The sequence below is a fragment of the Bradyrhizobium sp. 40 genome, assembly GCF_023100925.1.
GTDB lineage: Bacteria > Pseudomonadota > Alphaproteobacteria > Rhizobiales > Xanthobacteraceae > Bradyrhizobium.
The window spans coordinates 4,231,738-4,257,448 of the sequence record NZ_CP064688.1 but is presented as its reverse complement, the minus strand read 5'-3'; the positions used below and the strand labels follow the sequence as shown (position 1 = coordinate 4,257,448).

Sequence of the window (25,711 nt, the reverse complement as noted above, 5' to 3'; positions counted from 1 at the left end):
CCCTCTCTTGACGGTCGAGGCATTTTGCTTCGGCTCGTCTCGGAGGATGTGATGGCATTTTACAGGAAGAACATCGGCGGCCTGCATCAGGCCGTGCGGATCGCCCTGGGCGTCGCGGTGGCCGTCGCGGCATTCGCGTACCTTACCGGCGCCGCGGCCTGGCTGGTTGCGCTCGGCGGCGCCGGCTTCGCACTGACCGGCCTCGTCGGCTATTGTCCGATGTGCGCGATGGCCGGCATCGGAAGAGGAGGCGTGTCGTGAGCGCCACTGGGATCTCGCCGGACCTGTTCGAGGCCGCGCGCCTCGGCGATTCCCGGGCGATCGCGTCTCTGCTCGAGACGGCGCAGCCGAACATCCGCCGCTATGCCCGCGCCACCTGTCGCAGCTCGGCGGATGCCGAGGATGCGACGCAGGAGGCGCTATGGATCCTGTATCGCCATGTCGGCACGATCCGCTCGTGGCTGGCGTTTTCGGCCTGGCTGTTCAGTGTGGTCCGCCGCGAATGCCTGCGGCTCGCCCGTAAGGCAGGCCTCGCGTCGGCGATCGACGACGGAGAGGCGGAGGCGCTGCTGCTGTCGCGTCCTGAAGCCGATTTGCGGCTCGACGTCGCGGCGGCCTTCGAGGCGCTGCCGCCGCACTACCGCGATGTCGCGCTGATGCGCGACGTCAAGGAAATGACCATCGACGAAATCGCCGACGCACTCGGCGCGACCCGGCAGGCCGTGAAAGCACGCCTGCATCGCGCCCGCGCCCTGCTGCGCGAATATCTGACGAGGTGAGCCATGACCTGTTATCAAAGCCCTGACGATCTGAAATCCGTCCCGGCCTTGGTGGCGCTCGCGCCGGTCGAGGCCAACGCGTTCCTTGCCTTCAACCACGCGGTCGAGCGCAAGGACGGATTGATTCCGCCAAAATATCGCGAACTGATCTCGCTCGCGGTCGCGCTCACCACGCAATGCGCCTATTGCCTCGATGTGCACACGGCGCAGGCGGCGAAGGCCGGTGTAACGCGCGAAGAAATCGCGGAAGCCGCGCTGATTGCGGCGGCGGTTCGCGCCGGCGGCACGCTCGGCCACGGGTTGCTGGCGCAACGCCTGTTCGAGCAGCACCGGGGCGAGGAACCGGGATAGAGGAGCGGGCGGATGTCCGTCAGGGATCAGGAAATTGCCAAACTATCTCGGCCTTGACGGATTTCGCTTCGGCTGGGTCGCCGCCTGGATCGACGACCGTGGCAATCACGCGTTCGATTATTCGCCGGGTCTCGTGCGGCTGCTTGCGCTGCCGCATGCCCGGGCGATGATCGACATGCCGATCGGATTGAAATGGAACGGATATCGCATCTGCGATTTGCGCGCGCGCGAGCTGGTCGGTCCTGCCGTGTTTCTCGGCGCACGCCGCGACCTCTGGAAATTTGCCGACATGGCCGCAGCTAACCGTCACTACTGGGAGTGCGAGGGCAAGGGCAGGGGCGTGTCAGCGCAGCTCTGGAACATCAGGGACAAGATCAGGGACGCCGACGAGATCATGACGCCGACGCGGCAGACAACGATCGGCGAAGCGCATCCGGAATTGATTTTCTGGAATCTCGCTGGGCGGGCCCGGCTTGCAAAGAAGACCTCTGCAGAGGGCCGGGAGCAGCGCATCGCACTCGTGCAGCAGCGCGGCTTCGTGCGCTTGCCGACATGGCTGTCTCAACGACATGGCACCGGCATCGGCCGCGACGATCTCATCGACGCCTGTGCCTGCGCGGTCGCGGCGCGTGACAGCACGCAGCGGTTCGGCGGGGAGGAGACCGATTCGCGGGGCTTGCGGATGGAGATCAATTATTGAGGTCGTCGGGGTGCGAGGGATCGGGAAAAAGCTGCAATTTATTTGAAGCTTGCAGGAACAGACGATGGCCGGCCCGCGTTCCTCGTGCGAACCGAACACGGAGAAGCTCGTCCGATGAGGGATGCCAGTCAATTCGCGACCGCGATGCTTGCGCTCGTCTTCACCGGAGCACTGCTCGTCACCGGCCAGCTCTTCATCGAGCAACGCGCACAGCGCGATGTGATGCACGCCACCAACCATTTGCTGCGGCCGTTGTGACCTGTGCGGGAAAATGATCTGACCACTCGACCTTGTGTCGTTCGTCCGCTGGCCTAGACTAGGCGGCATCTCATGAACGAAGCCGGGGTCCTGATGTCCGATCTGTCCGCCTTTCCCATCACCAAGCGCTGGCCGGCCAAGCACCCGGAGCTGCTCCAGCTCTATTCGCTGCCGACGCCGAACGGCGTCAAGGTCTCGATCATGCTGGAAGAGATCGGGCTTCCCTACGAAGTCCATCTCGTCGATTTCGGCAAGGACGACCAGAAGACGCCGGAGTTCCTCTCGCTCAATCCGAACGGCAAGATTCCGGCGATCCTCGATCCCGATGGTCCCGGCGGCAGGCCGCTGCCGCTATTCGAATCCGGAGCGATCCTGCAATACCTCGCGGAGAAGACCGGCAAGCTGCTGCCGCAGGATGCCTCGCGCCGTTACCAAACCATCCAGTGGCTGCATTTCCAGATGGGCGGCATCGGGCCGATGTTCGGCCAGGTCGGCTTTTTCCACAAATTCGCCGGCAAGGACTTCGAGGACAAGCGGCCGCTCGAGCGCTATGTGGGCGAGGCCAAGCGGCTGCTCGGGGTGATGGAGATGCATCTTGCCGGTCGGCAATGGTTCATGGACGACGACTACACCATCGCCGACATCTCCATGCTCGGCTGGGTGCGCAATCTCATCGGTTTCTACGGCGCCGGCGATCTCGTCGAGTTCAGCCAGTTCAAATCCGTCGCCGCCTGGCTCGAACGCGGGCTGGCGCGTCCGGCGGTCGAGCGCGGGCTCAACATTCCGAAGCGGCCGTAAGATCAGGTTAGCGCCTTGTGGGTCATGTAGAGCGCCATCAGCAGGATGACGGCGATCATGACCCGGCGCAGCACCGATTTGCTGACGCGATTGGCTGCGCGCGCACCGAGATCAGTGCCGACCCAGAGGCCGGCAAGAATGCCGATGATGGCGGGCCAACCGACCATGAGTCCCTTGCTCCAGTAGATCCCGGCGGCCGGAATATTGGTCGGGATGACCGAGAAGACGAGGCTGACGAGCTGCGCCTGGTGCTGCGGCACCCGCAGGCCCGCCGCGAGCCCGACGGTGATCGCCAGCCCGCCGCCGATGCCCATGAAGCCGGAGGAAAATCCGGCAAGCATGCCGATGAGGAGCAACGGCAGCCAGGGCAGCTTGTCTCGGTCGCCGGTCTCGCTGCTTTTGTCCTCGCGGTCGCGACGCAGGATCAGGAGAGCGATCAGCGCGACGAGATAGACGACGTAAGTCCATTGCAACACCGAGTCGGAGACCGCCGCCGCAGCGTAGCCGCCGCCGGCGCCGCCGAAGAGAAAGCCGATGCCGATCCAGACGATCCATAGCAACGGGCTGCGATTGCCGCTCTGCCAATAGCGGCGAACGTCCGCGAGTCCGGTCGGTGGAACCTGCGTGATCAGCGACGTCCCCTGGGCGACGTGTTGCTCGGCGCCGAGCAGCAGCACGCTGAAGATCACGAGACCGCCTCCGGGACTCGTGCCCATGAAGCCCGATGTCAGTCCGCCGATGAGGCCGACCCCAATGCCTGCGAGCAAGTCATGGATCCACGACATCGCTCAGCTCTTGATCCGTCGCTTGACGTCGGCCTTCGTGGTGCGAAATCCATCGATCACGCCGGTCACGGCTGCCATGCAGGCCTCGATGTCAAAATCCTGGCCCCAGCATTTTTGCAGCACAAAGCCCTGGAAGATCGCGATCAGCACGCGCGCGATCGCCTCCGCATCGAGATCGCGCTTGATGAGGCCGTCATGCTGGCCGCGCTCGACCAGCGCGACAATCAGGGCGCGCGGCATGTCGATGCCTTCTACGATGCTGGTGCGGACGCGGCGGTTGCGCAGAGCCTCGGCCCAGCCGTGGATGCCGACACGGCGGCGCGCTTCGCCGGCGGGGTCGGTGAGCCATTGCGCATAGACGCCGACCAGCGCGTGAAGTCCTTCGATCGGATCGCCCGATCCTTGCGCGACCGAGTTGAGCACGGCCTCGCGCCGGTGCCGGTCGTCGGCGAGTGCCTCGATCAGATCGTCCTTGCTCTGGAAGTAGAGATAGACCGCACCATGGCTCAGCCCCGACCGTTTGACGATGTCGGCCATCCCGGTCTGGTGAAAACCGTCCTCGGCGAAGCAGGCGAGGGCGGCTTCGAGAATCTGCTGCCGGCGGCCTTCACGTTGCTTGTCGCTGATCTTGGGCATCCGGCCATCCATAAATAACTGACAGCTCGATCGTTTTAGTTGCTCTGCGGGCTAAAGACCAAAGAACGTTAATCAATATAAAAAACGATCAGTCAGTCATTTTTATTACCAAACTGGATCCCGGTCAACCCCGACAACCCGGACCGGGACACAGGCGGAGCGAATCGTTAAGGAGCGTCGCCGGCGGCCTGAAGACCGCCCTCGATCGCGCGGGGCTAGAACAGCCGTCCGCCGTTCGGGACGGGCTTGCTCGGCTGCACCAGCACGACCTTGCCGCTGGCATCAGGGAAACCGAGGGTCAGCACTTCCGAGACAACAGGGCCGATCTGGCGCGACGGGAAATTCACGACCGCAGCCACCTGTTGGCCCACCAGCGTTTCAAGCGGATGGTTTTCGGTGATCTGCGCAGAGCTCTTGCGCACGCCGATCGCGGGACCGAAGTCGATCCACAGCCGCCAGGCCGGCTTGCGCGCCTCCGGGAACGGCTTTGCATCGATGATGGTGCCGACGCGGATATCGACCGCGAGGAAGGTGTCGAAGTCGATGGTCGGCGATGCGGTCGCGGCTGGATCGTGGGTGACGTGCATGGAGTGTCCGTCCGAAGAGCTGGCATCATTCGCAATATTGTCGTGCGAACTGGAGTTGCGTACAACGCCGGAGCATTACGCTGCGACGCATGCGCGAGGACTGTCTTGCCCAACATCATCTACGGCATCAAGAACTGCGACACCATGAAGAAGGCGCGCGCCTGGCTCGACACCCATGGCGTCGCCTACACGTTCCACGACTACAAGGCGACGGGGGTGGAGAAGGACAAGCTCAAGCAGTGGAGCGACAAGGTCGGTTGGGAGACGCTGCTCAATCGCGCCGGAACGACCTTCAAGAAGCTGCCCGATGCCGACAAGGAAGGCCTCTCGGAGAAAAAGGCGCTGGCGTTGATGCTAGCGCAACCATCGATGATCAAGCGGCCGGTGCTTGAAGTTGCCGGCAAGCTGCTGGTCGGCTTCAAGCCGGACGTCTATGCCAAGGAAGTCACGACCAAGTAAGTCACGACCAAGGAAGCCGCCGCCAAATCGCGCTGACCGCTAGTTCAGCTCGATGATCTCGGTGGGAACACCGGAGCCCTGCTGGTCCGCGAACTCGACCAACTCGGCCGGCGCGATGCGGCCGGGGGTGCGATGGAACAGGTCCCGATCGATCACCGTGCGCAATCTCGAGCGCGGCAGCGCGTCATTTCCGCGCATCAGATTCTTGATCTCGAAGCCGCCGTCCTCGCAGAAGGTCTTGAGCGACGCGATGATGTGACAGACCTTGCCGTCAGTCTGGAACGGCAGCAGCAGGCGCTCATAGGCGACGATACGGCCGTAGATGTCATCGACGTCGGCAACGCTGTAGACAGGCAGCCCGCGCGCCACGCATTCATGATAGACCGGCATCACCAGGGGCGCGAGACGCGGCCCGATATAGTCGTCGAGCAGAGCGCCCTTGCCGGTGTGTCCATAGGCCCGCGAGATGCGCGTACCTTCGCTCTGAATGGTCAGACGCGGCGTCGGCGTCGACATGTCCACCGTATAATAGATCAGATCGGAGAGCTCTTCCTCGAGCCGCGCAGGCTGGTACTCCCAGATCGCCGGAGCCGTCTGCTGGCGCGCATAAAGCCGCAGCCACGTGTTCAGGAGATCACGCTGCCTGATCGACTTGACCACGGAAGGAGCCGCGCTTGCAAAATCCAAGGCAATATTCCCGACGAAAAGAAATTCCGGACGCTTGAAACCCGCGCATGATCCTCACTGCGGGAAAATTTTCCATGAAGGCTGGCGCATGGAACGAAAGACCGTTAACGACGGCTTGATGACCGGCGCTTTGCGAACCGGGAAGCCGGGCAGGCGCGACATCAAAACACGTCCGACTAAGGGAGCATAAGTCTCCCGGCCGGAGGCCTGACCTGCTCAGCTTTCCGCCTTGCCTAACCCCCGTCACCTCCGGCATATTCCGCGCCCGGAGGCGGCGTTCCGGATGGGCTCCAGGGAGTGGCTCCAAGGCCTCCGGAAAGCCGAAGCAACAAGGATAGCCACGCGCGTTGTGCGGGCAGGGGGAAAACTGTTTGGCCGATGAGTTCATTCTCGAAACGGAAGGCTTGACCAAGGAGTTCGCGGGCTTCTTCGCCGTCCGCGACGTTGCGCTCAAGGTTCGCCGTGGGAGCATTCACGCGTTGATCGGCCCGAACGGCGCCGGCAAGACGACGTGTTTCAATCTTTTGACCAAGTTCCTCAAACCGTCTGCCGGAAAAATCCTGTACAAGGGGCAGGACATCACCGCGATGGCGCCCGCCGATGTGGCCCGCCTGGGACTGGTTCGCTCGTTCCAGATTTCGGCGGTATTTCCCCATCTCACCGCGCTGGAAAACGTCCGCGTCGCGCTTCAGCGCCAGCACGGCAGCTCCTTCGATTTCTGGCGCTCCAAGTCCGTGCTCAACCAGTTCAACGATCGCGCGCGCGAGCTGTTGAACGATGTCGGCCTCAGCGAGTTTTCCAATACGCCCGCGGTCGAGATGCCCTACGGGCGCAAGCGTGCACTGGAGATCGCAACCACGCTCGCGCTCGACCCCGAGATGATGCTGCTGGACGAGCCGATGGCCGGCATGGGCCACGAGGACATCGATAAGATCGCGGCGCTGATCAAGCGCATCTCCGCGAAATACACCATCCTGATGGTTGAGCATAATCTGAGCGTCGTGGCCAATCTCTCCGACATCATCACCGTGTTGACGCGCGGACAGGTGCTCGCGCAGGGCCATTACAGCGAGCTCACCAAGGACGAACGCGTCAAGGAAGCCTATCTGGGAGCCGGTCATGGCTGAGACTGCAACGGCGGAAGCTCCCGCAAAGGCCGCGAGCGGCGGCAACCTCCTCCAGGTCCGCAACCTGGAAGCATGGTACGGCGAGTCTCACATCCTGCACGGGATCAACTTCGACGTGAACGCGGGCGAGGTCGTCACCCTGCTCGGGCGCAACGGCGCCGGCAAGACCACCACGCTGAAGTCGATCATGGGCATCATCGGCAAGCGCACCGGCTCGGTGAAGTTCAACAACCAGGACATCATCCGCACGACCTCGGACAAGATCGCGCGGATGGGAATCGCGTTCTGCCCGGAGGAGCGTGGAATTTTCGCCAGCCTCGATGTCCGGGAGAACCTGCTGCTGCCGCCGGTGGTGCGTCCCGGCGGATTGCCGCTCGAGCAGATCTTCGATCTGTTTCCGAACCTGAAGGAACGGCTCAACAGCCAGGGAACCAAGCTCTCCGGCGGCGAGCAGCAGATGCTTGCGATCGCGCGCATCCTGCGCACCGGCGCGAACTTCCTGATGCTGGACGAGCCGACCGAGGGTCTCGCGCCCGTCATCATCCAGCAGATCGGCCACACCATTGCGCGGCTCAAGAAGGAGGGTTTTACGATCCTCCTGGTCGAGCAGAACTTCCGGTTCGCATCCACCGTCGCCGACCGCTATTACGTGGTCGAGCACGGCAAGATCATTGACGGATTTTCCAATGCGGAGCTTGCCGCCAACATGGACAAGCTCCACACCTATCTCGGCGTCTAGAACGGCCAACAAGAAGATTCATAGGGAAGTAGCATGATGACAAAGTCGATTGCGTCGTTTCTGCTCGGCACGGCACTGGCCGTGACCACCGCGGGCGTAGCCTTCGCGCAGGACAAGACCGTCAAGATCGGCGCGCTGTCCGATCAGTCCGGGCTCTATGCCGACCTCGGCGGACCGGGCTCGACGCTCGCCGCGCAGATGGCCATTGAAGATTCCGGTCTGGCTGCGAAGGGCTGGAAGATCGACATCATCTCGGGTGATCACCAGAACAAGCCCGACATCGGCACCGCGATCGCGCGGCAATGGTTCGACGTCGACAAGGTCGACGTCATCGTCGACGTGCCGAATTCCGGCGTTGCGCTCGCGGTCAACAACGTCATCAAGGAAAAGAACGGGGTCTATATCAACTCGGGCGCGGCGACCTCGGATTTGACCAACGCGCAGTGCTCGCCCAACACGGTGCACTGGACCTACGACACCTACATGCTGGCTCACACCACCGGCCAGGCGCTGGTGAAGGCCGGCGGCGACACCTGGTTCTTCCTGACCGCGGACTACGCCTTCGGCGCGGCGCTGGAGCGCGACACCACCGCTGTCGTTACCGCAAATGGCGGCAAGGTGGTCGGCGGCGTCAAGCACCCGCTCAACACGCCGGACTTCTCGTCCTTCCTGCTGCAGGCGCAGGCCTCCAAGGCCAAGATCATCGGCCTTGCCAATGCCGGCGGCGACACCACCAACACGATCAAGCAGGCGGCCGAGTTCGGCATCGTCAAGGGCGGCCAGAAGCTCGCGGCGCTGCTGCTGTTCCTCACCGACGTCAAGGCGATCGGGCTCGAGACCGCACAGGGCCTCAACTTCACCGAGACCTTCTACTGGGACATGAACGACCAGACCCGGGCGTTCTCGAAGCGCTTCGCCGACAAGATGAAGAACAACGCGCCGCCCACCATGGTGCAGGCCGGCGTCTATGCGGGCGTGCGTCACTATTTCAAGGCACTCGAAGCGCTCGGCGGCAACCCGCATGACGGCGCCAAGGTCGTCGAGAAGATGAAGTCGATGCCGACGGAAGACGATCTGTTCGGCAAGGGCGAGATCCAGCCCAACGGCCGCACCATCCACAATGCCTATCTGTTCGAGGTGAAGAAGCCCTCCGAGTCCAAGGGACCGTGGGATTTCTACAAGCTGGTCGGCACGGTGCCGGGCGACCAGGCCTTCACGCCGCTGTCCGAGAGCAAATGCGCTCTGTTGAAGAAGTAAGATAACCGCCCGCAGGCCATCAGGCCTGCGGGCGACTTTCAGGGAACGCCGAAGGGACCGGGTGCGGGATCGATGCAGGCTCTTTACGCTCAGCTACTGGTGGGACTGATCAACGGCTCGTTCTACGCGCTGCTCAGTCTCGGGCTTGCCGTGATCTTCGGCATGCTCAACATCATCAATTTCGCCCATGGCGCGCTCTATATGATGGGCGCGTTCGTCGCCTACTTCCTGCTGAACCTCGGCGGCATCAACTATTGGTGGGCGTTGCTGTTTGCACCGATCATTGTCGGCATCTTCGGCATGATCCTGGAACGGACCATGCTGCAATGGCTGACCGGGCTGGATCATCTCTACGGCCTGCTTCTGACCTTCGGCATTGCGCTGATCGTGCAGGGCGTGTTCCAGAACTATTTCGGCTCCTCCGGCCTGCCTTACGCCATTCCGGACCAGCTCAAGGGCGGCATGAATCTCGGCTTCATGTTCCTGCCGGTCTATCGCGGCTGGGTCGTCATCTTCTCGCTGGTGGTCTGCATCGCGACCTGGTTCCTGATCGAGAAGACCCGGCTCGGCGCCTATTTGCGCGCCGCCACCGAAAACCCGACGCTGGTGCGCGCCTTCGGCGTCAACGTTCCGCGCATGATCACGTTGACCTACGGCCTCGGTGTCGGCCTTGCCGCGCTCGCCGGCGTGCTGTCGGCGCCAATCAACCAGGTGCGACCGCTGATGGGCGCCGACCTCATCATCGTGGTGTTCGCGGTGGTGGTGATCGGCGGCATGGGATCGATCATGGGCTCCATCATCACCGGCTTCGCGCTCGGTGTGATCGAGGGCCTGACCAAATATTTCTACCCCGAGGCCTCCAACACCGTCGTGTTCGTGCTGATGGTGCTGGTGCTCTTGGTGAAGCCAACGGGATTGACGGGAAGGGCGGCCTGACATGACAGCCTTGACGGACGACACGCTGCCGGTAACCCCGCGCGCGATCCGCGACGAGATGATCGTCTTCGTGGTGATGGCGCTGCTGCTGGCTTCGGTGCCATTCACGGGGGTCTACCCGTTCTTCGTGATGCAGGCGCTGTGCTTCGCGCTGCTCGCCTGCGCCTTCAACCTGCTGATCGGCTATGGCGGTTTGCTGTCCTTCGGCCATGCGATGTTCCTGGGCACGGCCGGCTATTGCAGCGCGCATGCGCTGAAGGTGTGGGCGTTGCCGCCGGAGCTCGGCATCCTCGTCGGCGTCGCCGGTGCCTTCGTGCTCTCGCTCATCACGGGCTATATCTCGATCCGCCGCCAGGGCATCTATTTCTCGATGATCACGCTGGCGCTGTCGCAGCTTCTGTACTTCATCTACCTCCAGGCCCCGTTCACACATGGTGAAGACGGCATCCAGGGCATTCCGCAGGGACGCATGTTCGGCGTCTTCGATCTGACCAAGCCGACCGTGCTCTACTACGTGGTTCTGGTAGGCTTCCTCGCCGGCTTCCTGCTGATCTTCCGCATCATCAACTCGCCGTTCGGCGAAGTCCTCAAGGCGATCCGCGAGAACGAGCCGCGCGCGATCTCGCTGGGTTACCGCACCGATCAGTACAAGTTCCTGGCTTTCGTCCTGTCGGGCACGCTGGCCGGCTTTGCCGGTGCGTTGAAAGTCTTCGTGGCGCAGAACGCCTCGCTCACCGACGTGCACTGGTCGATGTCGGGCGAAGTCGTGCTGATGACGCTGGTCGGCGGACTCGGAACCGTGTTCGGTCCCGTGGTCGGTGCCTTCGTGATCATCGCCATGCAGCAATATCTGGCGGGGTTCGGCCAGTGGGTGACCGTGATCCAGGGCTCGATCTTCGTGATCTGCGTGCTCACCTTCCGCCGCGGCGTCATCGGAGAAATCGCGCATTACTTCCGGCGGTCGCTGTAAGTCATTGATATAATGGAAGATGTGTTGACGCGCGAAAGCGGTGGATGATCCGGCTCCACGGGCGTGAGGTGGCACGCGCGTGGATCGAAAATGGTCTATGACAGTTTCATGACGGCCCGCTCGGGCCAGGCCATTATCCAACCGGTAGTCTCTCTCCCATGATGCGATTGTTTCGCGCTTTCCTGCCCAAGGAAGAACGGTTCTTCGACCTGTTCGACCGCCACGCCCAGACCGTGATCCAGGGCTCGATCGCGCTCCAGAGCATGCTCAACGGGGGCGAGGAGACGCCGGTCTATTGCCAGCGCGTCAACCAGTTCGAGAACGATGCCGACAACATCACCCGTGAGGTGCTGACGGCGGTGCGCCGTACCTTCATCACCCCGTTCGACCGCGGCGACATCAAGAACCTGATCACCTCGATGGACGACGCCATCGACCAGATGCAGCAGACCGCCAAGGCCGTGATGCTGTTCGAGGTCCGCAGCTTCGAGCCGCCCATGCGGGAGATCGGCGGGCTTCTGATCGAATGCGCCAATCTGGTCGGCCGTGCGCTGCCGTTGATGCAGAAGATCGGCCAGAACGTGGCCATGCTGACCGCGATCACGGAAGAGCTGGGCAAGCTGGAAGGCCGCGTCGACGATCTCCATGATATCGGGCTGAAGGAACTGTTCCTCAAGCATCGCAACGGCAACGCGATGGATTTCATCGTCGGCGCAGAGATCTACGACCATCTCGAGAAGGTGGCCGACCGCTTCGACGACGTCGCGAACGAGATCAACAGCATCGTCATCGAGCAAGTTTAGGGCAGGGGACCGCGCCGTGGATGTTGCGTTGGGTCTTCCCGTCCTGGTCGGACTGATCGCCGTCGCGCTGCTGTTCGACTTCCTGAACGGCCTGCACGACGCCGCCAATTCGATCGCGACCATCGTCTCGACCCGCGTGCTGCGGCCGCAATACGCGGTGTTCTGGGCCGCCTTCTTCAATTTCGTCGCCTTCATGGTGTTCGGGCTGCACGTCGCCCAGACCATCGGCACCGGCATCATCGATCCCGCGATCGTGGATGCCCAGGTGATCTTCGCTGCGCTGGTCGGCGCCATCGTCTGGAACCTGGTGACATGGGCGCTCGGCATCCCATCGTCCTCGTCGCACGCATTGATCGGGGGCTTGTTTGGTGCCGGCGTGGCCAAAGCGGGCCTTTCGGCGGTGGTCTGGAGCGGATTGTCCAAGACGGTGATCGCCATCGTGCTGTCTCCGCTCGTCGGCTTTCTGCTCGCGATGGTGCTGGTTGCGATCGTCTCCTGGGCCTCCGTGCGCTCCACGCCCTTTGCCGTGGATCGCGCCTTCCGCATCCTGCAATTCGCCTCCGCCTCGCTCTATTCGCTCGGCCACGGCGGCAACGACGCGCAGAAGACCATGGGCATCATCGCCGTGCTGCTCTATTCGCAGGGCCAGCTCGGCGGCGAATTCTTCGTCCCTTTCTGGGTGGTGCTTTCGTGCCAGGCCGCAATGGCGATGGGGACGCTGATGGGCGGCTGGCGCATCGTTCGGACCATGGGCCTGCGCATCACCAAGCTGACCCCGATGCAGGGCTTTTGCGCCGAGACCGGCGGTGCCGCGACCCTGTTCATGGCGACCTTCCTCGGCGTTCCCGTCTCGACCACCCACACCATCACCGGCGCCATCGTCGGTGTCGGCGCCGCCCGGCGCCTCTCGGCGGTGCGCTGGAACGTTGCCAGCTCGATCGTCTATGCTTGGGTGATCACGATGCCGGCCTCGGCCATCGTCGCCGCGCTCTCCTGGTGGGCGGTCAAGATCTTCGTCAGGTAACCAGCTTCAGCCCGACAATCCCGGCGACGATCAGCCCGATGCTGGCGAGGCGGAACGCGGTGGCCGGCTCGCCGAACAGGATGATCCCGAGTGTCGCGGTACCGACCGCGCCGATACCGGTCCAGACGGCATAAGCGGTTCCAATCGGCAGCGATTTGAGGGCGAGCCCGAGCAGGATGATGCTGCCGGCCATGGCGCCGAGCGTGAGAACCGACGGAACGAGCTTGGTGAACCCCTCGGTATATTTGAGGCCGATCGCCCAGGAGATCTCCAGCAGACCGGCGACGAACAGGATGCTCCAGGCCATGACGACCCTCCATTCAAGGCAGGGTCGTCCCCGCGACTGGTGTGCTGATGGAAAGGGAAGGTCGTCCCTCCCAACTCAAGCCCGATATGGGGCTGGCCGGAAGGCTCCGCAATCACCAGATGAGGCTTGATCAGGCTCATTTTCCCTGCCAAACGCTGCCGCAATGTCCGACATCGCCACCACAGCCGAATCGACGGCCCGTTCCTCGCTTGCCGCTGAAGTGTCGCGGCGGCGGACTTTTGCCATCATCTCGCATCCGGACGCCGGCAAGACCACGCTGACCGAAAAGCTGCTGCTGTTCGGCGGCGCCATCAATCTGGCCGGCCAGGTCAAGGCCAAGGGCGAGCGGCGCAACACGCGTTCGGACTGGATGAAGATCGAGCGCGAGCGCGGCATCTCGGTCGTGACATCGGTTATGACCTTCGAGTTCGAAGGTCTGGTGTTCAACCTGCTGGACACTCCGGGCCACGAGGACTTTTCGGAAGACACCTATCGCACGCTCACGGCGGTCGATTCCGCCGTCATGGTGATCGACGCCGCCAAGGGCATCGAGGCGCGCACCCGAAAGCTGTTCGAGGTCTGTCGTCTTCGCGACATCCCGATCATCACCTTCATCAACAAGATGGACCGCGAGAGTCGCGACGTCTTCGAGCTCCTGGACGAGATCGAGAAGACGCTGGCGCTCGATACCACGCCGATGACCTGGCCTGTCGGCCGCGGCCGTGAGTTCCTCGGCACCTATGACGTCGTCAATGGCGGCGTGCGTCTGCTCGAAGGCGGCGGCGCCAAGACCGGCGCGGCGCAGCAGATCGAGATCGCCGAGCTCGCCAAGCTCAACGCCAATCTCGACGTGTCGGCGGTCAAGGACGAGCTCGAGCTCGTCACCGCGGCTTCAAAACCGTTCGAGCTCGAAGCGTTTCGCGAGGGCCATCTGACGCCGGTTTATTTCGGCAGCGCGCTCCGCAATTTCGGCGTCGGCGACCTGCTGCAAGGGCTCGGCAAGTTCGCGCCCGAGCCGCGCGCGCAGGAGAGCGACCAGCGCAAGGTCGAAGCCACCGACCCGCGCATGAGCGCCTTCGTGTTCAAGATCCAGGCCAATATGGATCCCAACCACCGCGACCGCATCGCCTTCGCGCGGCTGTGCTCCGGCAAGCTGAGCCGCGGCATGAAGGCGAAGCTCGTGCGCACCGGCAAGAGCATGCCGCTGTCGAGCCCACAATTTTTCTTCGCGCAGGACCGTTCGGTTGCGGACGAGGCCTATGCCGGCGACGTCGTCGGCATTCCCAATCACGGCACGCTGCGCATCGGCGATACGCTGACCGACGGTGAGGATTTCAACTTCGTCGGCGTGCCGAGCTTCGCGCCGGAAATCGTTCGCCGCGTGCGCCTTACGGATGCGATGAAAGCGAAGAAGCTGAAGGAAGCGCTTCAGCAGATGTCGGAAGAGGGCGTGGTGCAGGTGTTCCGTCCCCGCGACGGCGCGCCTGCGTTGGTTGGCGTCGTCGGCGCACTGCAGCTCGACGTGCTCAAGGCCCGGCTGGATGCGGAATATTCGCTGCCGGTCGAATTCGAGGTCAGCGAGTTCCAGCTTGCACGCTGGGTCTCCTCGGAGGACCGCAAGAAGCTCGATACCTTCATCGCTGCCAATACCTCGAGCATCGCCGACGATGTCGACGGTGATCCCGTCTATCTGGCGCGGAACGAGTTCTATCTCGGCTACACAAGGGAACGGGCCGAGGGCATCGAGTTCACCAACGTCAAGGACGTCAAGAAGAAGGGGTAGGGCGCAGCTCCGTCGCTCTGCAGCCACTCCCCCCTTCCGCTGTCATGCCCCGCGAAAGCGGGCCATCCAGTACGCCGCAGCCTCTCGGCTCAATCACAAACGCCTCGGAGTACTGGGTCGCCCGTTCAAGCCGGGCGACGACACCGTCCTTGGACGCGCGCATGTGAACAGCCGCAGGCTTGACGTTGCCGGCGGCAATGCCACGTTCACCCATGTGGCCTTGCGAGTTCACTTCATGTGGCGCGGCATCCTTGTTTTCCTCCTGCTGGCGATCTCGACGATCGCCGCCGATGCGCGGCCCCGGCAAATCAACCCAATTCCGTTTTCGCACGAGCCGTGCAGCGTGCTCGATGGCAGGCCCTGCACGCCGTCCTATTGCAGCCCGCTCGAGCCTGGTCCCTGTATTCCCGAGATCGACTATCCCTACGGCCAGAACCTCCAGCTCACGATCCAAAGCGTGCCGTCAGAGGCCGATCGCGCCAAATACCAAAAGCCGGATCACGATCTCGATACGATCGGCGATCTCTTCGCCGAGCTGCGCAGCTGCTGGTCGCCGCCAACGGACAATGCGCGCGCGGGCATGCAGATCGCCGTGCGTTTCAGCTTCAACAAATCGGGCGGCCTGATCGGCCCGCCGCGCCTGACCTTTGCGACGGCGGGCGTGCCCGCCGAGACGAGAATCACCTATCTCAATGCGATCAATTCATCGTTGAACGCCTGCCTGCCGCTGAAATTCACCGGCGGTCTTGGCGGTGCCATCGCCGGGCGGCCGATCGCGATCCGGTATGTCGACAATCGCGAGATCCACAAGTAGCGCATTAGTTGCGACCCGCCGCCAATCGATGATACGCCATGGGCTGGGGCGTTGGTTGAGGGGAGAATCTCGTGGGTCTGCTGGTTATGATCCTTGGGCTTGCGCTGTTTTTCGCGGCGCATGTGTTCACGACGAAACGCGAGGCGCGCGCGCAGGCCATCGCGAGACTGGGTGAGGGGACCTACAAGATCCTCTATTCGCTTGCCTCGCTCGCGGGGCTCGCACTGATCATCTGGGGCTTCGCGCATTATCGCGCGACCGGCTGGATCGACGTCTGGTATCCGCCGAAGGCGCTGCAGCACATCACGCTCGCGCTGATGTTGCCCGCGGTCATCCTGGTGGTCGCATCCTACTTGCGCGGCCGCATCTATGCGACGCTGAAGCATCCGATGCTGGCCGGCATCAAGCTGTGGGCGGCGGCGCATCTTTTGGCCAATGGCGATCTCGGCTCCATCATCCTGTTCGGCTCCTTCCTGGGCTGGGCGGTGTATGATCGCATCACGCTGAAGCGTCGGACCGATGGTGGCGGTCCGCCGATTCCGGTCGGCGGCGTCACCAACGATCTGATCGCGGTCGTGGTTGGAATCGTCGCTTATCTGGCGCTGGCGTTTGCGTTCCATCCTGTCGTCATCGGCGTTCCCGTGATGGGCGGCTAGCCGATCAGCACAAGACAGGACCGCATGCCATGCGCGGAAGATAACGAGAGCAACAAGCCAAGGCATTTCGATGGACTGGTCGCATTCTCAGATCCCGCCAATGCGGTTCGAGGCGCGCTTCGGCGATCGGATCGTGCCGGCATTTTGCGATCGGCCGTCGAGCCTGTGGGCGATGATCGCGGACGCCTGCGCCCGCAATCCCGACGGCGAAGCGCTGATCTCAGGCCATGTCCGGCTGAACTGGCGGCAGGCCGTCGAGCAGGCTGCGCGGATTGCGGCGGGATTTCGCAAGCTCGGATTGCAGCGCGGCGATCGTGTCGCGATCCTGCTCGGCAACCGCGTCGAATTCCCGCTGCTGCTGTTTGCTGCCGCGCATGAAGGGCTCGTCACGGTGCTGCTCAGCACGCGCCAGCAGAAGCCGGAAATCGCCTATGTGCTCGCCGACTGTGGTGCCAAAATCCTGATCCACGAGGCGGCGCTCGCGGCGCGTCTGCCGGACGCGCGGGATGTGCCCGAACTGGTCCATCGCATCGCCGTCGACGACGATCCGGCTTTGTCGCGTTTCGCGGTGCTGGCAGACAACGCGCCGGCCGCGGCGCCGGTCGAGACCAGCGAGGAGGACACCGCGATGATCCTCTACACCTCCGGCACGACAGGCAAGCCGAAGGGCGCGATGCTGGCCCATTGCAACATCGTCCATTCCTCGATGATCTTCGTGTCCTGCCTGCAATTGACGGCTGCCGAACGTTCGATTGCGGCAGTGCCGCTCGGCCACGTCACCGGCGTCGTCGCCAACATCACGACGATGATCTGCTGCGGTGGCGCGCTGATCATCATGCCGGAGTTCAAGGCCGGCGAATATCTCAAGCTCGCCGCGCGCGAGCGCGTCACCTACACGGTGATGGTGCCGGCGATGTACAATCTCTGCCTGCTCCAGCCTGATTTCGCCAGTTACGATCTGTCGAGCTGGCGCATCGGCGGCTTTGGCGGCGCACCGATGCCGGTTGCCACCATCGAAAAGCTCAAGGCGATCATTCCCGGCCTCGAGCTGGCGAATTGCTATGGCGCGACCGAGACCACGTCGCCGTCCACGATCATGCCGGGCAGGTTGACCGCAAGCCATATCGACAGCGTCGGCCTGCCGTGTCCGGGTGCGCGCATCCTGGCGATGGACGCGGACGGGCGTGAGCTGCCGCCCGGGGAGATCGGCGAGCTCTGGATCCAGAGTGCCTCCGTGATCAAGGGCTACTGGAACAATCCAAAAGCCACGGCCGAAAGCTTCACCAGCGGGTTCTGGCATTCCGGCGATCTCGGCTCGGTTGACGCGGAGGGATTTGTCCGGGTGTTCGACCGGCAGAAGGACATGATCAACCGCGGCGGCCTCAAGATCTATTCGGCCGAGGTCGAATCCGTGCTGGCCGGCCATCCCGCCGTGGTCGAGAGCGCGATCGTCGCCAAGGCCTGCCCGGTGCTGGGCGAACGCGTTCACGCCGTGGTGGTCACGCGCGCACCAGTGGACAGCGAAGCCTTGCGCGCCTGGTGCGCGGAACGGCTGTCCGACTACAAGGTCCCGGAGACCATGGTGATCACCGCGGAGCCGCTGCCGCGCAATGCCAATGGCAAGGTGCTGAAGCGGCAGCTGCGGGAGCTGTTGGGAACCTAACCCCGGGAGATGATCTCTCCGGGCTGTCTCGGGTGGTTAACGCCTTGATCGGGCTCGCTTTGCCTTGCCACCGCCATATCGTTAGGGTACCCCGCCGCCACGTGGGGGACGGGATTCCTGACGCGAACGCATTGGCGCGCGCACCCGGACGGGCATGGGATTAGCATAAGTGTCTGAATTATTTGACGAAGTCGACGAGGAAGTACGTCGCGAACAGCTCAAGAAGCTGTGGGACAAGTATTCGATTTTGTTCATCGCCCTGATGGTGCTGATCGTCGCCGCCGTGGGCGGCTGGCGCGCTTACCAGTATGTGGAGGCCAAGAAAGCCGCCGAGGCCGGTGCTGCCTTCGAGAAGGCTGCAGAGCTGTCCGAGCAGGACAAGCATGCGGAGGCCGAGGCGGCCTTCACCGAGCTCGCAGCGAAGGCTCCATCGGGCTATCGCACCCTGGCGCGGCTGCGTGCTGCGGCCGAGGCGGCGGCCCGCGATCCCAAGGCGGGCGCCAAGCTCTATGACGACATCGCCGCCGACCGCAGCGTAGGCGGCGAGTGGCAGGATCTGGCGAAGATCCGCGCGGCCGGTCTCCTGCTCGACAGCGCCGGCTATGCGGACATGCAGCAGCGGCTGGAAGCCTCCACCGCGCCCAAATCGACCTTCCGTCATACCGCCCGCGAGATGCTGGCGCTGTCGGCCTGGCGCAACAACGACATGACTGCGGCCCGCAAATGGCTGGACGCGATTGCCGAGGACGGCGAAACGCCGCCCGGCCTGCGCTCACGCGCCGAGGCGCTGCAGGCCCTGCTGCCGCCCGTAGCGAAGAGCTGAGCCGAGAGCTGAGACGAGATCCCGATATGCGCCGCACGCCACGCTTGATCGCAGCCGCCGTCCTGATCGCCTTCACGGGCGTGCTGGGCGGTTGCTCCAGCTTCGATCCGAGCGACATGCTCGACTTCCTCGATACCAAGAAGAAGCTGCCGGGCGACCGCAAGCCGGTGTTCCCGGAAGGCGTGCCCGGCCTCGAGCAGGGTGTGCCCAAGGATATGTACAAGGGCGCGCAGCAACAGCCCGATCCGAACGGCCCCGCCGTCGCGGCTCTGCCCACCGAGCCTGCGCCCGAGCCGAAGCCGGCGAAGGGTGCCAAGGCGAAAAAGACCAGGCAGCCGGCCAGTGCGGCCGTCGCGCCGGCTGGGGCGCCCGCCGGCGAAGTCGATGGCGAGGCCCAGCCCGAGGCCGCGCCGCCCGCGGCCACTCCGCCGCCCAGGCAGAAGATCGTGCGCAAGCGCACCACCGCGCCGCCGCCCGATCAGCCCGTCCAGCAGGCGCAACCGACCCAGACCACCCAGCAGCAAACGCAGGGCGCCTTCCCGGCACCGATGCCGAGCGGCAGCTTCTCGCGCTAATTTTTCATTTCATTGACAGGCGCGGCTCCGGCAGCGCACGAATGACCCATGTCCTTTAAGATTGCCATTATCGGCCGGCCGAATGTCGGCAAGTCGACGCTGTTCAACCGCTTGGTCGGGCAGAAGCTCGCGCTTGTCGATGATCTGCCGGGCGTCACCCGCGATCGCCGCGAGGGCGAGGCCAGGCTCGGCGATCTCGACTTCACGATCATCGACACCGCCGGCCTCGATGAAGGCGCCAAGGGCTCGCTGACCGCCCGCATGCAGGAGCAGACGGAGGCCGCGATCGCACAGGCCGACGCGCTGTTCTTCGTGATCGATGCCCGCATGGGCCTCACGCCCAACGATCGCGCCTTCGCCGATTTCGCCCGCAAGGCCAACAAGCCGGTGCTGCTCGTCGCCAACAAGAGCGAAGGCAAGCATGGCGATGCCGGCGCGATGGAGGCTTTCGCGCTCGGCCTCGGCGATCCCATCCAGATCTCGGCCGAGCACGGCGAGGGCATGGGTGAGCTCTACGACGCTCTGCGACCGCTGATGCCGGAGCCGGTGGAGGAGGATGAGTTCGAAGACGACGAACCGCTGACGGAGGAAGAGGCCGCCACGCGCCCGATCCGGGTCGCGATCGTCGGCCGGCCCAACGCCGGCAAGTCGACGATGATCAATCATCTGCTCGGCGAGGAGCGTCTGCTGACGAGCCCGGAGGCCGGCACCACGCGCGATTCCATCGCGGTCGAGATCAACTGGAAGGGCCGCGAGTTTCGCGTGTTCGACACCGCAGGTCTGCGCCGGCGCTCCCGGATCGAGGAGAAGCTCGAAAAGCTCTCGGTCGCCGACGCACTGCGCGCGGTGCGCTTTGCCGAAGTCGTCGTGATGATGATGGACGCGCAGAACCGTTTCGAGGAGCAGGATCTTCGCATCGCCGACCTGATCGAGCGCGAGGGTCGCGCCGTCGTGCTCGCCGTCAACAAATGGGACCTGATGGAGAGCAAGGGCGGCGGCGCGATCTCGAACCTGCGCCGCGATGCCGATCACTTGCTGCCGCAGATCAAGGGCGTGCCGATCGTCGCCGTCTCCGGCTTGATGGGCGAGGGCATCGATCGATTGATGCAGGCGATCCAGGATGCCTATGCGCTTTGGAACAGGCGTGTGTCGACCGCGGCGCTGAACCGCTGGTTCGAGGAGGCGGTCCAGGCCAATCCGCCGCCGGCCGTGTCCGGACGACGACTCAAGCTGAACTACATCACGCAGACCAAGGCCCGCCCGCCGAGCTTCGTGCTGTTCTGCTCGCGTGCGGATGCGGTGCCGCAGTCCTATCTGCGCTACCTCACCAATTCGCTGCGTGAGGCCTTCGAGCTGCCGGGCACTCCGGTGCGCATCACCTTGCGCGAGAAGGCCAATCCGTTCGCCCACAAGCGCAAGCGGCCGTCGTGAGCAACGACGCCGGCGAGGCGATGGCGCAGGGCGCAGCGCCAGTCCGGCGCGGTGCGGTCGCCTTCATCTTCGTCACGATCCTGCTCGACATGCTCGCGCTCGGCGTGATCATGCCGATCCTGCCGAAACTGATCGAGAGCTTCGTCGATAACGACACGGCGCATGCGGCCCGCATCTTCGGGCTGTTCGGCACCGCCTGGGCGCTGATGCAGTTCGTGTTCTCGCCGGTGCTTGGCGCGCTGTCGGATCGCTTCGGGCGGCGGCCGGTGGTGCTGCTGTCGAATTTCGGGCTCGCGGCCGATTATGTGCTGATGGCGCTGGCGCCGTCGCTGGTCTGGTTGTTCGTCGGCCGCGTCATCTCGGGCATCACCTCGGCCAGCATCTCGACCGCCTTTGCCTATATTGCAGACATCACGCCGCCGGAGCGGCGCGCTGCGGTGTTCGGCAGGATTGGCGCTGCGTTCGGCGCCGGATTCGTGCTGGGCCCGGCGTTGGGCGGCCTGCTCGGCGATATCGATCCGCGCCTGCCGTTCTGGGCCTCGGCCGCCCTGAGCTTTGCCAATGCGCTCTATGGGCTCTTCGTCCTGCCGGAATCGCTGGCGCCGGACAAGCGCGCACCGTTCCGCTGGAGGAGCGCCAATCCGCTCGGCGCGCTCCGCCTGCTGCGTTCCAACGCGGTGCTCGCTGCGTTGTCAGTCGTCAACTTCATCGCGCAGGTCGCGCATGTCGTGCTGCCCTCGACCTTCGTGCTCTACGCGACCTATCGCTACGGCTGGGATTCGAAGACCGTGGGATTGACGCTGGCGATGGTCGGCGTCTGCGCCATGGTGGTGCAGGGGCTCGCGATCGGCCCGATCGTGCGTGTGCTCGGCGAGCGCAATGCGTTGTTGATGGGCCTGTGCTGTGGCGCGATCGGCTTCGTGATCTTCGGCGCGGCGCCGACCGGGCCGCTGTTCTGGATCGGCATTCCCGTGATGTCGCTGTGGGGCATTTCGGGCGCTGCCATGCAATCGCTGATGACGCGGCTGGTCGCGCCTGATCAGCAGGGCCAGTTGCAGGGCGCGACCGCGAGCGTGCAGAGCGTGTCGCAGCTCGTCGGCCCGTTCCTGTTCACGCTGACGTTTTCATACTTCATCGGCGCCAGCGCGCCGTGGCAGCTGCCCGGCGCGCCGTTCCTGCTCGCGGCGGTGCTGATGGTGGCGTGCGTGGCGATTGCTGTGCGGGCGCTGGGCGCGGCAACATCAGAATCGTAGGGTGGGTTACGCCTTCGGCTAACCCACCCTACAAAGCCTCGTTTACTTCTTCACCAGCGGGCACTCGCTGTCCTTGAGCGGCTTGGCCGCGTCTTCCGCCGCGATCGTGGCGATCTGCTTGTAGTAATCCCACGGTCCCTTGGATTCTTCGGGCTTCTTCACCTCGAACAGATAGGCCGGGATGAGACGACGCCCGTCCTCGCGCAGCGGGCCCTTGCCGAACAGCGGATCGTCGGTCGGAAGCTCCTTCATCTTGGCGACGACCTTGGCGCCGTCATGCGGATTGCTGCCGAGCGCGTCCATCGCCTTGAGATAATGCAGCACCATCGCGTAATTGCCGGCCTGCGTCATCGAGGGCATCGCATTCTTGTTGGCCAGCGCCGAGAAGCGCTTCGACCAGGCGCGGGTCTGGTCGTTCATGTCCCAGTAGAAAGATTCGGTGAAGGTCAGGCCCTGCGCGGTCTTCAGACCCAGCGAATGCACGTCGTTGATGAACAGCAGCAGCGCCGCGAGCTTCTGCCCGCCCTGCACAATGCCGAACTCGGCGGCCTGCTTGATCGAGTTCGTGGTGTCGCCGCCGGCATTGGCAAGGCCCACGACCTTGGCCTTGGACGATTGCGCCTGCAGCAGGAAGGACGAGAAGTCCGCGGTATTGATCGGATGCTTGACGCTGCCGAGCACCTTGCCGCCGTTCGCGGTCACGACCGCGGTGGTGTCGCGTTCGAGCGCATGGCCGAAGGCATAATCTGCAGTCAGGAAGAACCAACTGTCGCCGCCGGCCTTGGTCAGCGCTTTGCCGGTGCCGTTGGCCAACATGTAGGTGTCGTAGGTATACGAGACCGTGTTCGGCGTGCAGGCCTTGCCGGTCAGGTCGGCCGAGGCCGCGCCGGAATTGAGCAGCACCGCATTCTTTTCCTTGACCAGATTGCTGACCGCCAGGGCGACACCGGAATTCGGCGTGTCTGCAATCGCGTCGATCTTGTCGTTGTCGATCCATTGCCGGGCAATGTTGACGCCGACGTCCGGCTTGTTCTGATGGTCGCCGCTGATGACGTCGATCTTCCAGCCCTTCTTGAGCAGGCCGGAATCCTCGACCGCCATCTTGATCGCGACCACGGAGTTCGGGCCGCCGATGTCGGCGTAGAGGCTGGACATGTCGTTGAGCACGCCGATCTTGACGGTCTTGTCCTGGGCGAAGGCGGATGTGGCAAAACCGAAGGCGGCACAGGCCAGAAGGGCCGCAGAGCGGCGCGCGAACGTCGTCGTCATAAAAGATTTCCTCCATTGTCAAACATGCGGACGGCTCTCTTGAACGGAGCCTTGTTCCGGCTGATGGCTCTACCGTGTCCCACGGCCGGCGGCAATGCGCCTAAAGCCGGATGACGCTGCGTCGCAGCGTCATCCCTCCGTTAACTTTTGGGCAAAATGCGTCGAGACGCTATTTCAGCGCGTCCGATGTCAGCTTGAATTTCTGGACGCGCTTTCCGGTGTCGACCTCGGCGGTATAGACGTTACCCTTGGCGTCGATCGCCATGGCATGCACCCAGTGGAATTGTCCGGCATTGCGGCCGTTGTGGCCGAAGCTGCCGACCACGCTGCCGTCCTCGCGCCTGATCACCCTGATCTCGTTGTTTTCGCCGTCGGCGCTGAGCAGCCAGGTCTGCTTCGGATCGGGCCAGATCGCGATGTCCCACACCGCGCCGTTGCCGAGCGTGTTCTTCTCGAAGAAGAACTCCTTCACGAAGGTGCCGTCCTTCTTGAACACCTGGATGCGGTTGTTGATGCGGTCGCAGACGTAGACGAGACCGTCATTGGCGAGTTTTACGCAATGGACGGGATTGCCGAACTGCTGGGACACCGGCGCCTTGGGATCGTACGCCGCCTGCTTGGTGTCATCGGGCTTGTTGCCGTAGGCGCCCCAGTGCCGCTTGTAGGCGAGGGTGGTTGCGTCGAACACGATGACGCGGCGATTGCCGTAGCCATCGGCGACGTAGATTTCATTGGCGGCCTTGTCGATCGCGGTCTCGGCGGGCTTGCCGAGCTGCGTCGTGTCGTTGCTGCCGAGGCTCGGCGCGATCTTGCCGATCTGGGCGACGAACTTGCCGTCGAGCGTGAATTTCAGGATGGCGTTGTCGTTGTCGGCATTGCCGCCGACCCAGACGAAGCCGCGTTCGTCGACCTCGATGCCGTGCTCGCGGCCGACCCATTCATAGCCTTCGCCCGCGCCGCCCCACGATCGTAGCAGGTTGCCGTCGCTGTCGAATTCGAGCACGGGCGGCGCCGAGACGCAGCATTTCGAGCGCGGCGGGGTCAGGCTCGCGCCTTTCTCGTCGTCGGTGAGCGAGCGGGGACGATGGATCACCCAGATGTGGCCTTGCCAGTCAACAGTGATGCCGCCGACCTGGCCGAGGATCCAGTTGTTCGGCAACGGCTTTGGCCAGGACGCATCGACCACGAAGGTCGGGACATCGCCGGCGGTCGCCGCGCCCGGAAGCGCAAACGCGACGGCCGCGATCAGGACGGAGAGGACGCGAGAGACATTTGCGAGCGCATGCGTGGAGCCTGCGCGATTTCGCCATGGCGCCATGGCAACCTCCCTTTATTGGCCTGCAGCTTGCTGCCGCTTGAGCGCGGGCAGTCAATCGCGGGGAGGCCGTCAAGTCAATCAGGCCGGGGAGCGGAAGCTCATCAAGGTCCGGGTCTTGTAGTCGTAGAACTTGCCGGTCTCGGTCCAATCCGGCGCGCACATCGGCACGATCAATTCGGCGACCTGCTCGGCCGTATCGAGCGTCGCCGGATCCTCGCCCGGCATCAGCGTGGCGCGCATCCGAGTGCGGACGGGGCCCGGATTGAACAGATTGACGCGCAGCTTGGTGTTCGCGGTCTCCTGCGCCCAGGCGCGCGCCAGCGTTTCCAGCGCCGCCTTGGAGGCGGCGTAGGGGCTGACATAGGCGGTCGCCTTGTTGGCGGCGCCGGAAGTGACGAACACGGCGCGGCCGGCGTCGGACTGCTTCAGAAGCGGCTCCATGCAGCGGATCAGCTGGAAGTTCGCGGAGACGTTGACCGCCATCACGTCGGTGAAGGCCTTCAGCTCGATATGGCCGATCGGTGAGGAGGGCCCAAGCACGCCGGCATTGCCGACGAGGATGTCGAGCTTACCGTAGCGCTCATGCAGGCCGGCACCGAGGCGCGCGATGCCGTCGGAATCGGTGAGGTTGAGCGGCACCAGCGTGGCGCTGCCGCCGTCCTTGCGGATCTCGTCGTCGAGCTCTTCCAGCCCGCCCTGCGTGCGCGCGACCGCAACGATATGCGCGCCGGCCTTGGCCAGCGCCTTGGCCGTGGCGAAGCCGATGCCGCGCGAGGCGCCGGTGACGAGAGCGATGCGGTCGGCGAGAGGATTTGTCATTGAAAGGTTCTATCCAGCGTCGTCCTGGCGAAAGCCAGGACCCATACGCCGTGACGGCGATGATTGGGTGAAGATGGTCAGGCCATCCTCTTCAAACCACAAAG

The 25,711-nt window shown here is 63.9% G+C and carries 30 protein-coding genes; 22 read left to right on the top strand and 8 right to left on the bottom strand.

The genetic code is table 11. From position 1 onward, the window contains the following. Positions 1-51: 51 nt before the first annotated feature. The 6 genes from IVB40_RS20790 (at position 52) to IVB40_RS20765 (ending at position 2,886) form a co-directional block, all read left to right on the top strand. Positions 52-261: a DUF2892 domain-containing protein gene (locus tag IVB40_RS20790; protein WP_247816145.1), complete on the top strand. Its 210-nt coding sequence runs from the start codon at positions 52-54 to the stop codon at positions 259-261. Next, the gene (locus IVB40_RS20785) at positions 258-779 is read left to right on the top strand and encodes a sigma-70 family RNA polymerase sigma factor (protein WP_247816144.1); all 522 of its coding nucleotides are present in this window, start codon (positions 258-260) and stop codon (positions 777-779) included. The genes IVB40_RS20790 and IVB40_RS20785 overlap by 4 nt, the downstream gene beginning before the upstream one ends. A gap of 3 nt (positions 780-782) precedes the next feature. Continuing rightward, positions 783-1,130, top strand: a complete 348-nt coding sequence (locus tag IVB40_RS20780) for a carboxymuconolactone decarboxylase family protein (protein WP_247816143.1) — start codon at positions 783-785, stop codon at positions 1,128-1,130. 34 nt (positions 1,131-1,164) lie between these two features. Next, entirely contained in the window at positions 1,165-1,830 is a 666-nt protein-coding gene (locus tag IVB40_RS20775) for a DUF429 domain-containing protein (RefSeq protein ID WP_247816142.1), read from the top strand. Between the two features lie 114 nt (positions 1,831-1,944). Then, the gene (locus IVB40_RS20770) at positions 1,945-2,088 is read left to right on the top strand and encodes a hypothetical protein (RefSeq protein WP_007609210.1); all 144 of its coding nucleotides are present in this window, start codon (positions 1,945-1,947) and stop codon (positions 2,086-2,088) included. A gap of 93 nt (positions 2,089-2,181) precedes the next feature. Beyond that, on the top strand, positions 2,182-2,886 hold the full coding sequence (locus IVB40_RS20765) for a glutathione S-transferase N-terminal domain-containing protein (RefSeq protein ID WP_247434831.1): 705 nt from the start codon (positions 2,182-2,184) through the stop codon (positions 2,884-2,886). Between the two features lie 2 nt (positions 2,887-2,888). Here the strand turns inward: IVB40_RS20765 and IVB40_RS20760 are convergent, their stop codons facing one another. The 3 genes from IVB40_RS20760 to IVB40_RS20750 all read right to left on the bottom strand — a co-directional run bounded on the left by IVB40_RS20760 (position 2,889) and on the right by IVB40_RS20750 (position 4,894). Further along, a complete protein-coding gene (locus tag IVB40_RS20760; protein WP_247816141.1) occupies positions 2,889-3,671 on the bottom strand; it encodes a sulfite exporter TauE/SafE family protein in 783 nt (260 codons plus the stop codon). Positions 3,672-3,674: 3 nt separating this feature from the next. Beyond that, positions 3,675-4,307 carry a TetR/AcrR family transcriptional regulator gene (locus IVB40_RS20755; RefSeq protein ID WP_247816140.1) on the bottom strand — a complete coding sequence of 211 codons (633 nt, stop codon included), beginning with the start codon at positions 4,305-4,307 and terminating at the stop codon, positions 3,675-3,677. Between the two features lie 215 nt (positions 4,308-4,522). Then, complete coding sequence (locus tag IVB40_RS20750) at positions 4,523-4,894, bottom strand: tRNA-binding protein (RefSeq protein ID WP_247816139.1); 372 nt, start codon at positions 4,892-4,894, stop codon at positions 4,523-4,525. A 105-nt stretch (positions 4,895-4,999) separates the two neighbouring features. Between IVB40_RS20750 and IVB40_RS20745 the strand changes: the two genes are divergently transcribed. After that, complete coding sequence (locus IVB40_RS20745; RefSeq protein ID WP_247360557.1) at positions 5,000-5,353, top strand: ArsC family reductase; 354 nt, start codon at positions 5,000-5,002, stop codon at positions 5,351-5,353. A gap of 39 nt (positions 5,354-5,392) precedes the next feature. Here the strand turns inward: IVB40_RS20745 and IVB40_RS20740 are convergent, their stop codons facing one another. Then, positions 5,393-6,040, bottom strand: a complete 648-nt coding sequence (locus IVB40_RS20740; protein ID WP_247816138.1) for a hypothetical protein — start codon at positions 6,038-6,040, stop codon at positions 5,393-5,395. A 371-nt stretch (positions 6,041-6,411) separates the two neighbouring features. Between IVB40_RS20740 and IVB40_RS20735 the strand changes: the two genes are divergently transcribed. The 7 genes from IVB40_RS20735 (at position 6,412) to IVB40_RS20705 (ending at position 12,896) form a co-directional block, all read left to right on the top strand. After that, positions 6,412-7,167: an ABC transporter ATP-binding protein gene (locus IVB40_RS20735; protein ID WP_018459153.1), complete on the top strand. Its 756-nt coding sequence runs from the start codon at positions 6,412-6,414 to the stop codon at positions 7,165-7,167. Continuing rightward, positions 7,160-7,906 (top strand): ABC transporter ATP-binding protein, encoded by a 747-nt coding sequence (locus IVB40_RS20730; protein ID WP_007609233.1) that lies wholly within the window; start codon positions 7,160-7,162, stop codon positions 7,904-7,906. The genes IVB40_RS20735 and IVB40_RS20730 overlap by 8 nt, the downstream gene beginning before the upstream one ends. Positions 7,907-7,939: 33 nt before the next feature. Continuing rightward, a complete protein-coding gene (locus tag IVB40_RS20725; RefSeq protein ID WP_027569631.1) occupies positions 7,940-9,163 on the top strand; it encodes an ABC transporter substrate-binding protein in 1,224 nt (407 codons plus the stop codon). A 72-nt stretch (positions 9,164-9,235) separates the two neighbouring features. Then, on the top strand, positions 9,236-10,099 hold the full coding sequence (locus IVB40_RS20720) for a branched-chain amino acid ABC transporter permease (protein ID WP_027569632.1): 864 nt from the start codon (positions 9,236-9,238) through the stop codon (positions 10,097-10,099). Between the two features lies 1 nt (position 10,100). Beyond that, a complete protein-coding gene (locus IVB40_RS20715) occupies positions 10,101-11,069 on the top strand; it encodes a branched-chain amino acid ABC transporter permease (protein ID WP_007592084.1) in 969 nt (322 codons plus the stop codon). Between the two features lie 158 nt (positions 11,070-11,227). Beyond that, entirely contained in the window at positions 11,228-11,872 is a 645-nt protein-coding gene (locus IVB40_RS20710) for a DUF47 domain-containing protein (protein WP_027517485.1), read from the top strand. A 16-nt stretch (positions 11,873-11,888) separates the two neighbouring features. After that, a complete protein-coding gene (locus tag IVB40_RS20705) occupies positions 11,889-12,896 on the top strand; it encodes an inorganic phosphate transporter (protein WP_027569633.1) in 1,008 nt (335 codons plus the stop codon). Here IVB40_RS20705 and sugE read toward each other — a convergent pair. Further along, entirely contained in the window at positions 12,889-13,203 is a 315-nt protein-coding gene (gene sugE, locus IVB40_RS20700; RefSeq protein WP_027569634.1) for a quaternary ammonium compound efflux SMR transporter SugE, read from the bottom strand. The genes IVB40_RS20705 and sugE overlap by 8 nt on opposite strands. A gap of 163 nt (positions 13,204-13,366) precedes the next feature. Here sugE and IVB40_RS20695 point away from each other — a divergent pair, with 163 nt between their 5' ends. From IVB40_RS20695 to IVB40_RS20660, 8 genes are all read left to right on the top strand, one after another. Then, a complete protein-coding gene (locus tag IVB40_RS20695; protein WP_247360559.1) occupies positions 13,367-14,986 on the top strand; it encodes a peptide chain release factor 3 in 1,620 nt (539 codons plus the stop codon). Between the two features lie 235 nt (positions 14,987-15,221). Further along, entirely contained in the window at positions 15,222-15,800 is a 579-nt protein-coding gene (locus tag IVB40_RS20690; RefSeq protein WP_247360698.1) for a hypothetical protein, read from the top strand. A 71-nt stretch (positions 15,801-15,871) separates the two neighbouring features. Continuing rightward, positions 15,872-16,456, top strand: coding sequence for an NnrU family protein (locus tag IVB40_RS20685; protein ID WP_247360560.1), 585 nt, complete (start codon positions 15,872-15,874; stop codon positions 16,454-16,456). A gap of 70 nt (positions 16,457-16,526) precedes the next feature. Then, positions 16,527-18,119: a class I adenylate-forming enzyme family protein gene (locus IVB40_RS20680; protein ID WP_247816137.1), complete on the top strand. Its 1,593-nt coding sequence runs from the start codon at positions 16,527-16,529 to the stop codon at positions 18,117-18,119. Positions 18,120-18,288: 169 nt separating this feature from the next. Beyond that, positions 18,289-18,942, top strand: a complete 654-nt coding sequence (locus IVB40_RS20675; RefSeq protein WP_247360562.1) for a tetratricopeptide repeat protein — start codon at positions 18,289-18,291, stop codon at positions 18,940-18,942. A gap of 26 nt (positions 18,943-18,968) precedes the next feature. Next, entirely contained in the window at positions 18,969-19,517 is a 549-nt protein-coding gene (locus IVB40_RS20670) for a hypothetical protein (RefSeq protein ID WP_247360563.1), read from the top strand. 48 nt (positions 19,518-19,565) lie between these two features. After that, positions 19,566-20,948 (top strand): ribosome biogenesis GTPase Der, encoded by a 1,383-nt coding sequence (der, locus tag IVB40_RS20665; RefSeq protein WP_027569641.1) that lies wholly within the window; start codon positions 19,566-19,568, stop codon positions 20,946-20,948. After that, the gene (locus IVB40_RS20660) at positions 20,945-22,201 is read left to right on the top strand and encodes a TCR/Tet family MFS transporter (protein ID WP_247286444.1); all 1,257 of its coding nucleotides are present in this window, start codon (positions 20,945-20,947) and stop codon (positions 22,199-22,201) included. The genes der and IVB40_RS20660 overlap by 4 nt, the downstream gene beginning before the upstream one ends. Before the next feature lie 42 nt (positions 22,202-22,243). Here IVB40_RS20660 and IVB40_RS20655 read toward each other — a convergent pair whose 3' ends face one another. From IVB40_RS20655 to IVB40_RS20645, 3 genes are all read right to left on the bottom strand, one after another. Beyond that, the gene (locus IVB40_RS20655) at positions 22,244-23,470 is read right to left on the bottom strand and encodes an ABC transporter substrate-binding protein (RefSeq protein WP_027569643.1); all 1,227 of its coding nucleotides are present in this window, start codon (positions 23,468-23,470) and stop codon (positions 22,244-22,246) included. A gap of 169 nt (positions 23,471-23,639) precedes the next feature. Further along, complete coding sequence (locus IVB40_RS20650; protein WP_247816136.1) at positions 23,640-24,788, bottom strand: hypothetical protein; 1,149 nt, start codon at positions 24,786-24,788, stop codon at positions 23,640-23,642. A 78-nt stretch (positions 24,789-24,866) separates the two neighbouring features. After that, positions 24,867-25,607, bottom strand: coding sequence for an SDR family NAD(P)-dependent oxidoreductase (locus IVB40_RS20645; protein WP_247816135.1), 741 nt, complete (start codon positions 25,605-25,607; stop codon positions 24,867-24,869). Positions 25,608-25,711 lie beyond the last annotated feature (104 nt).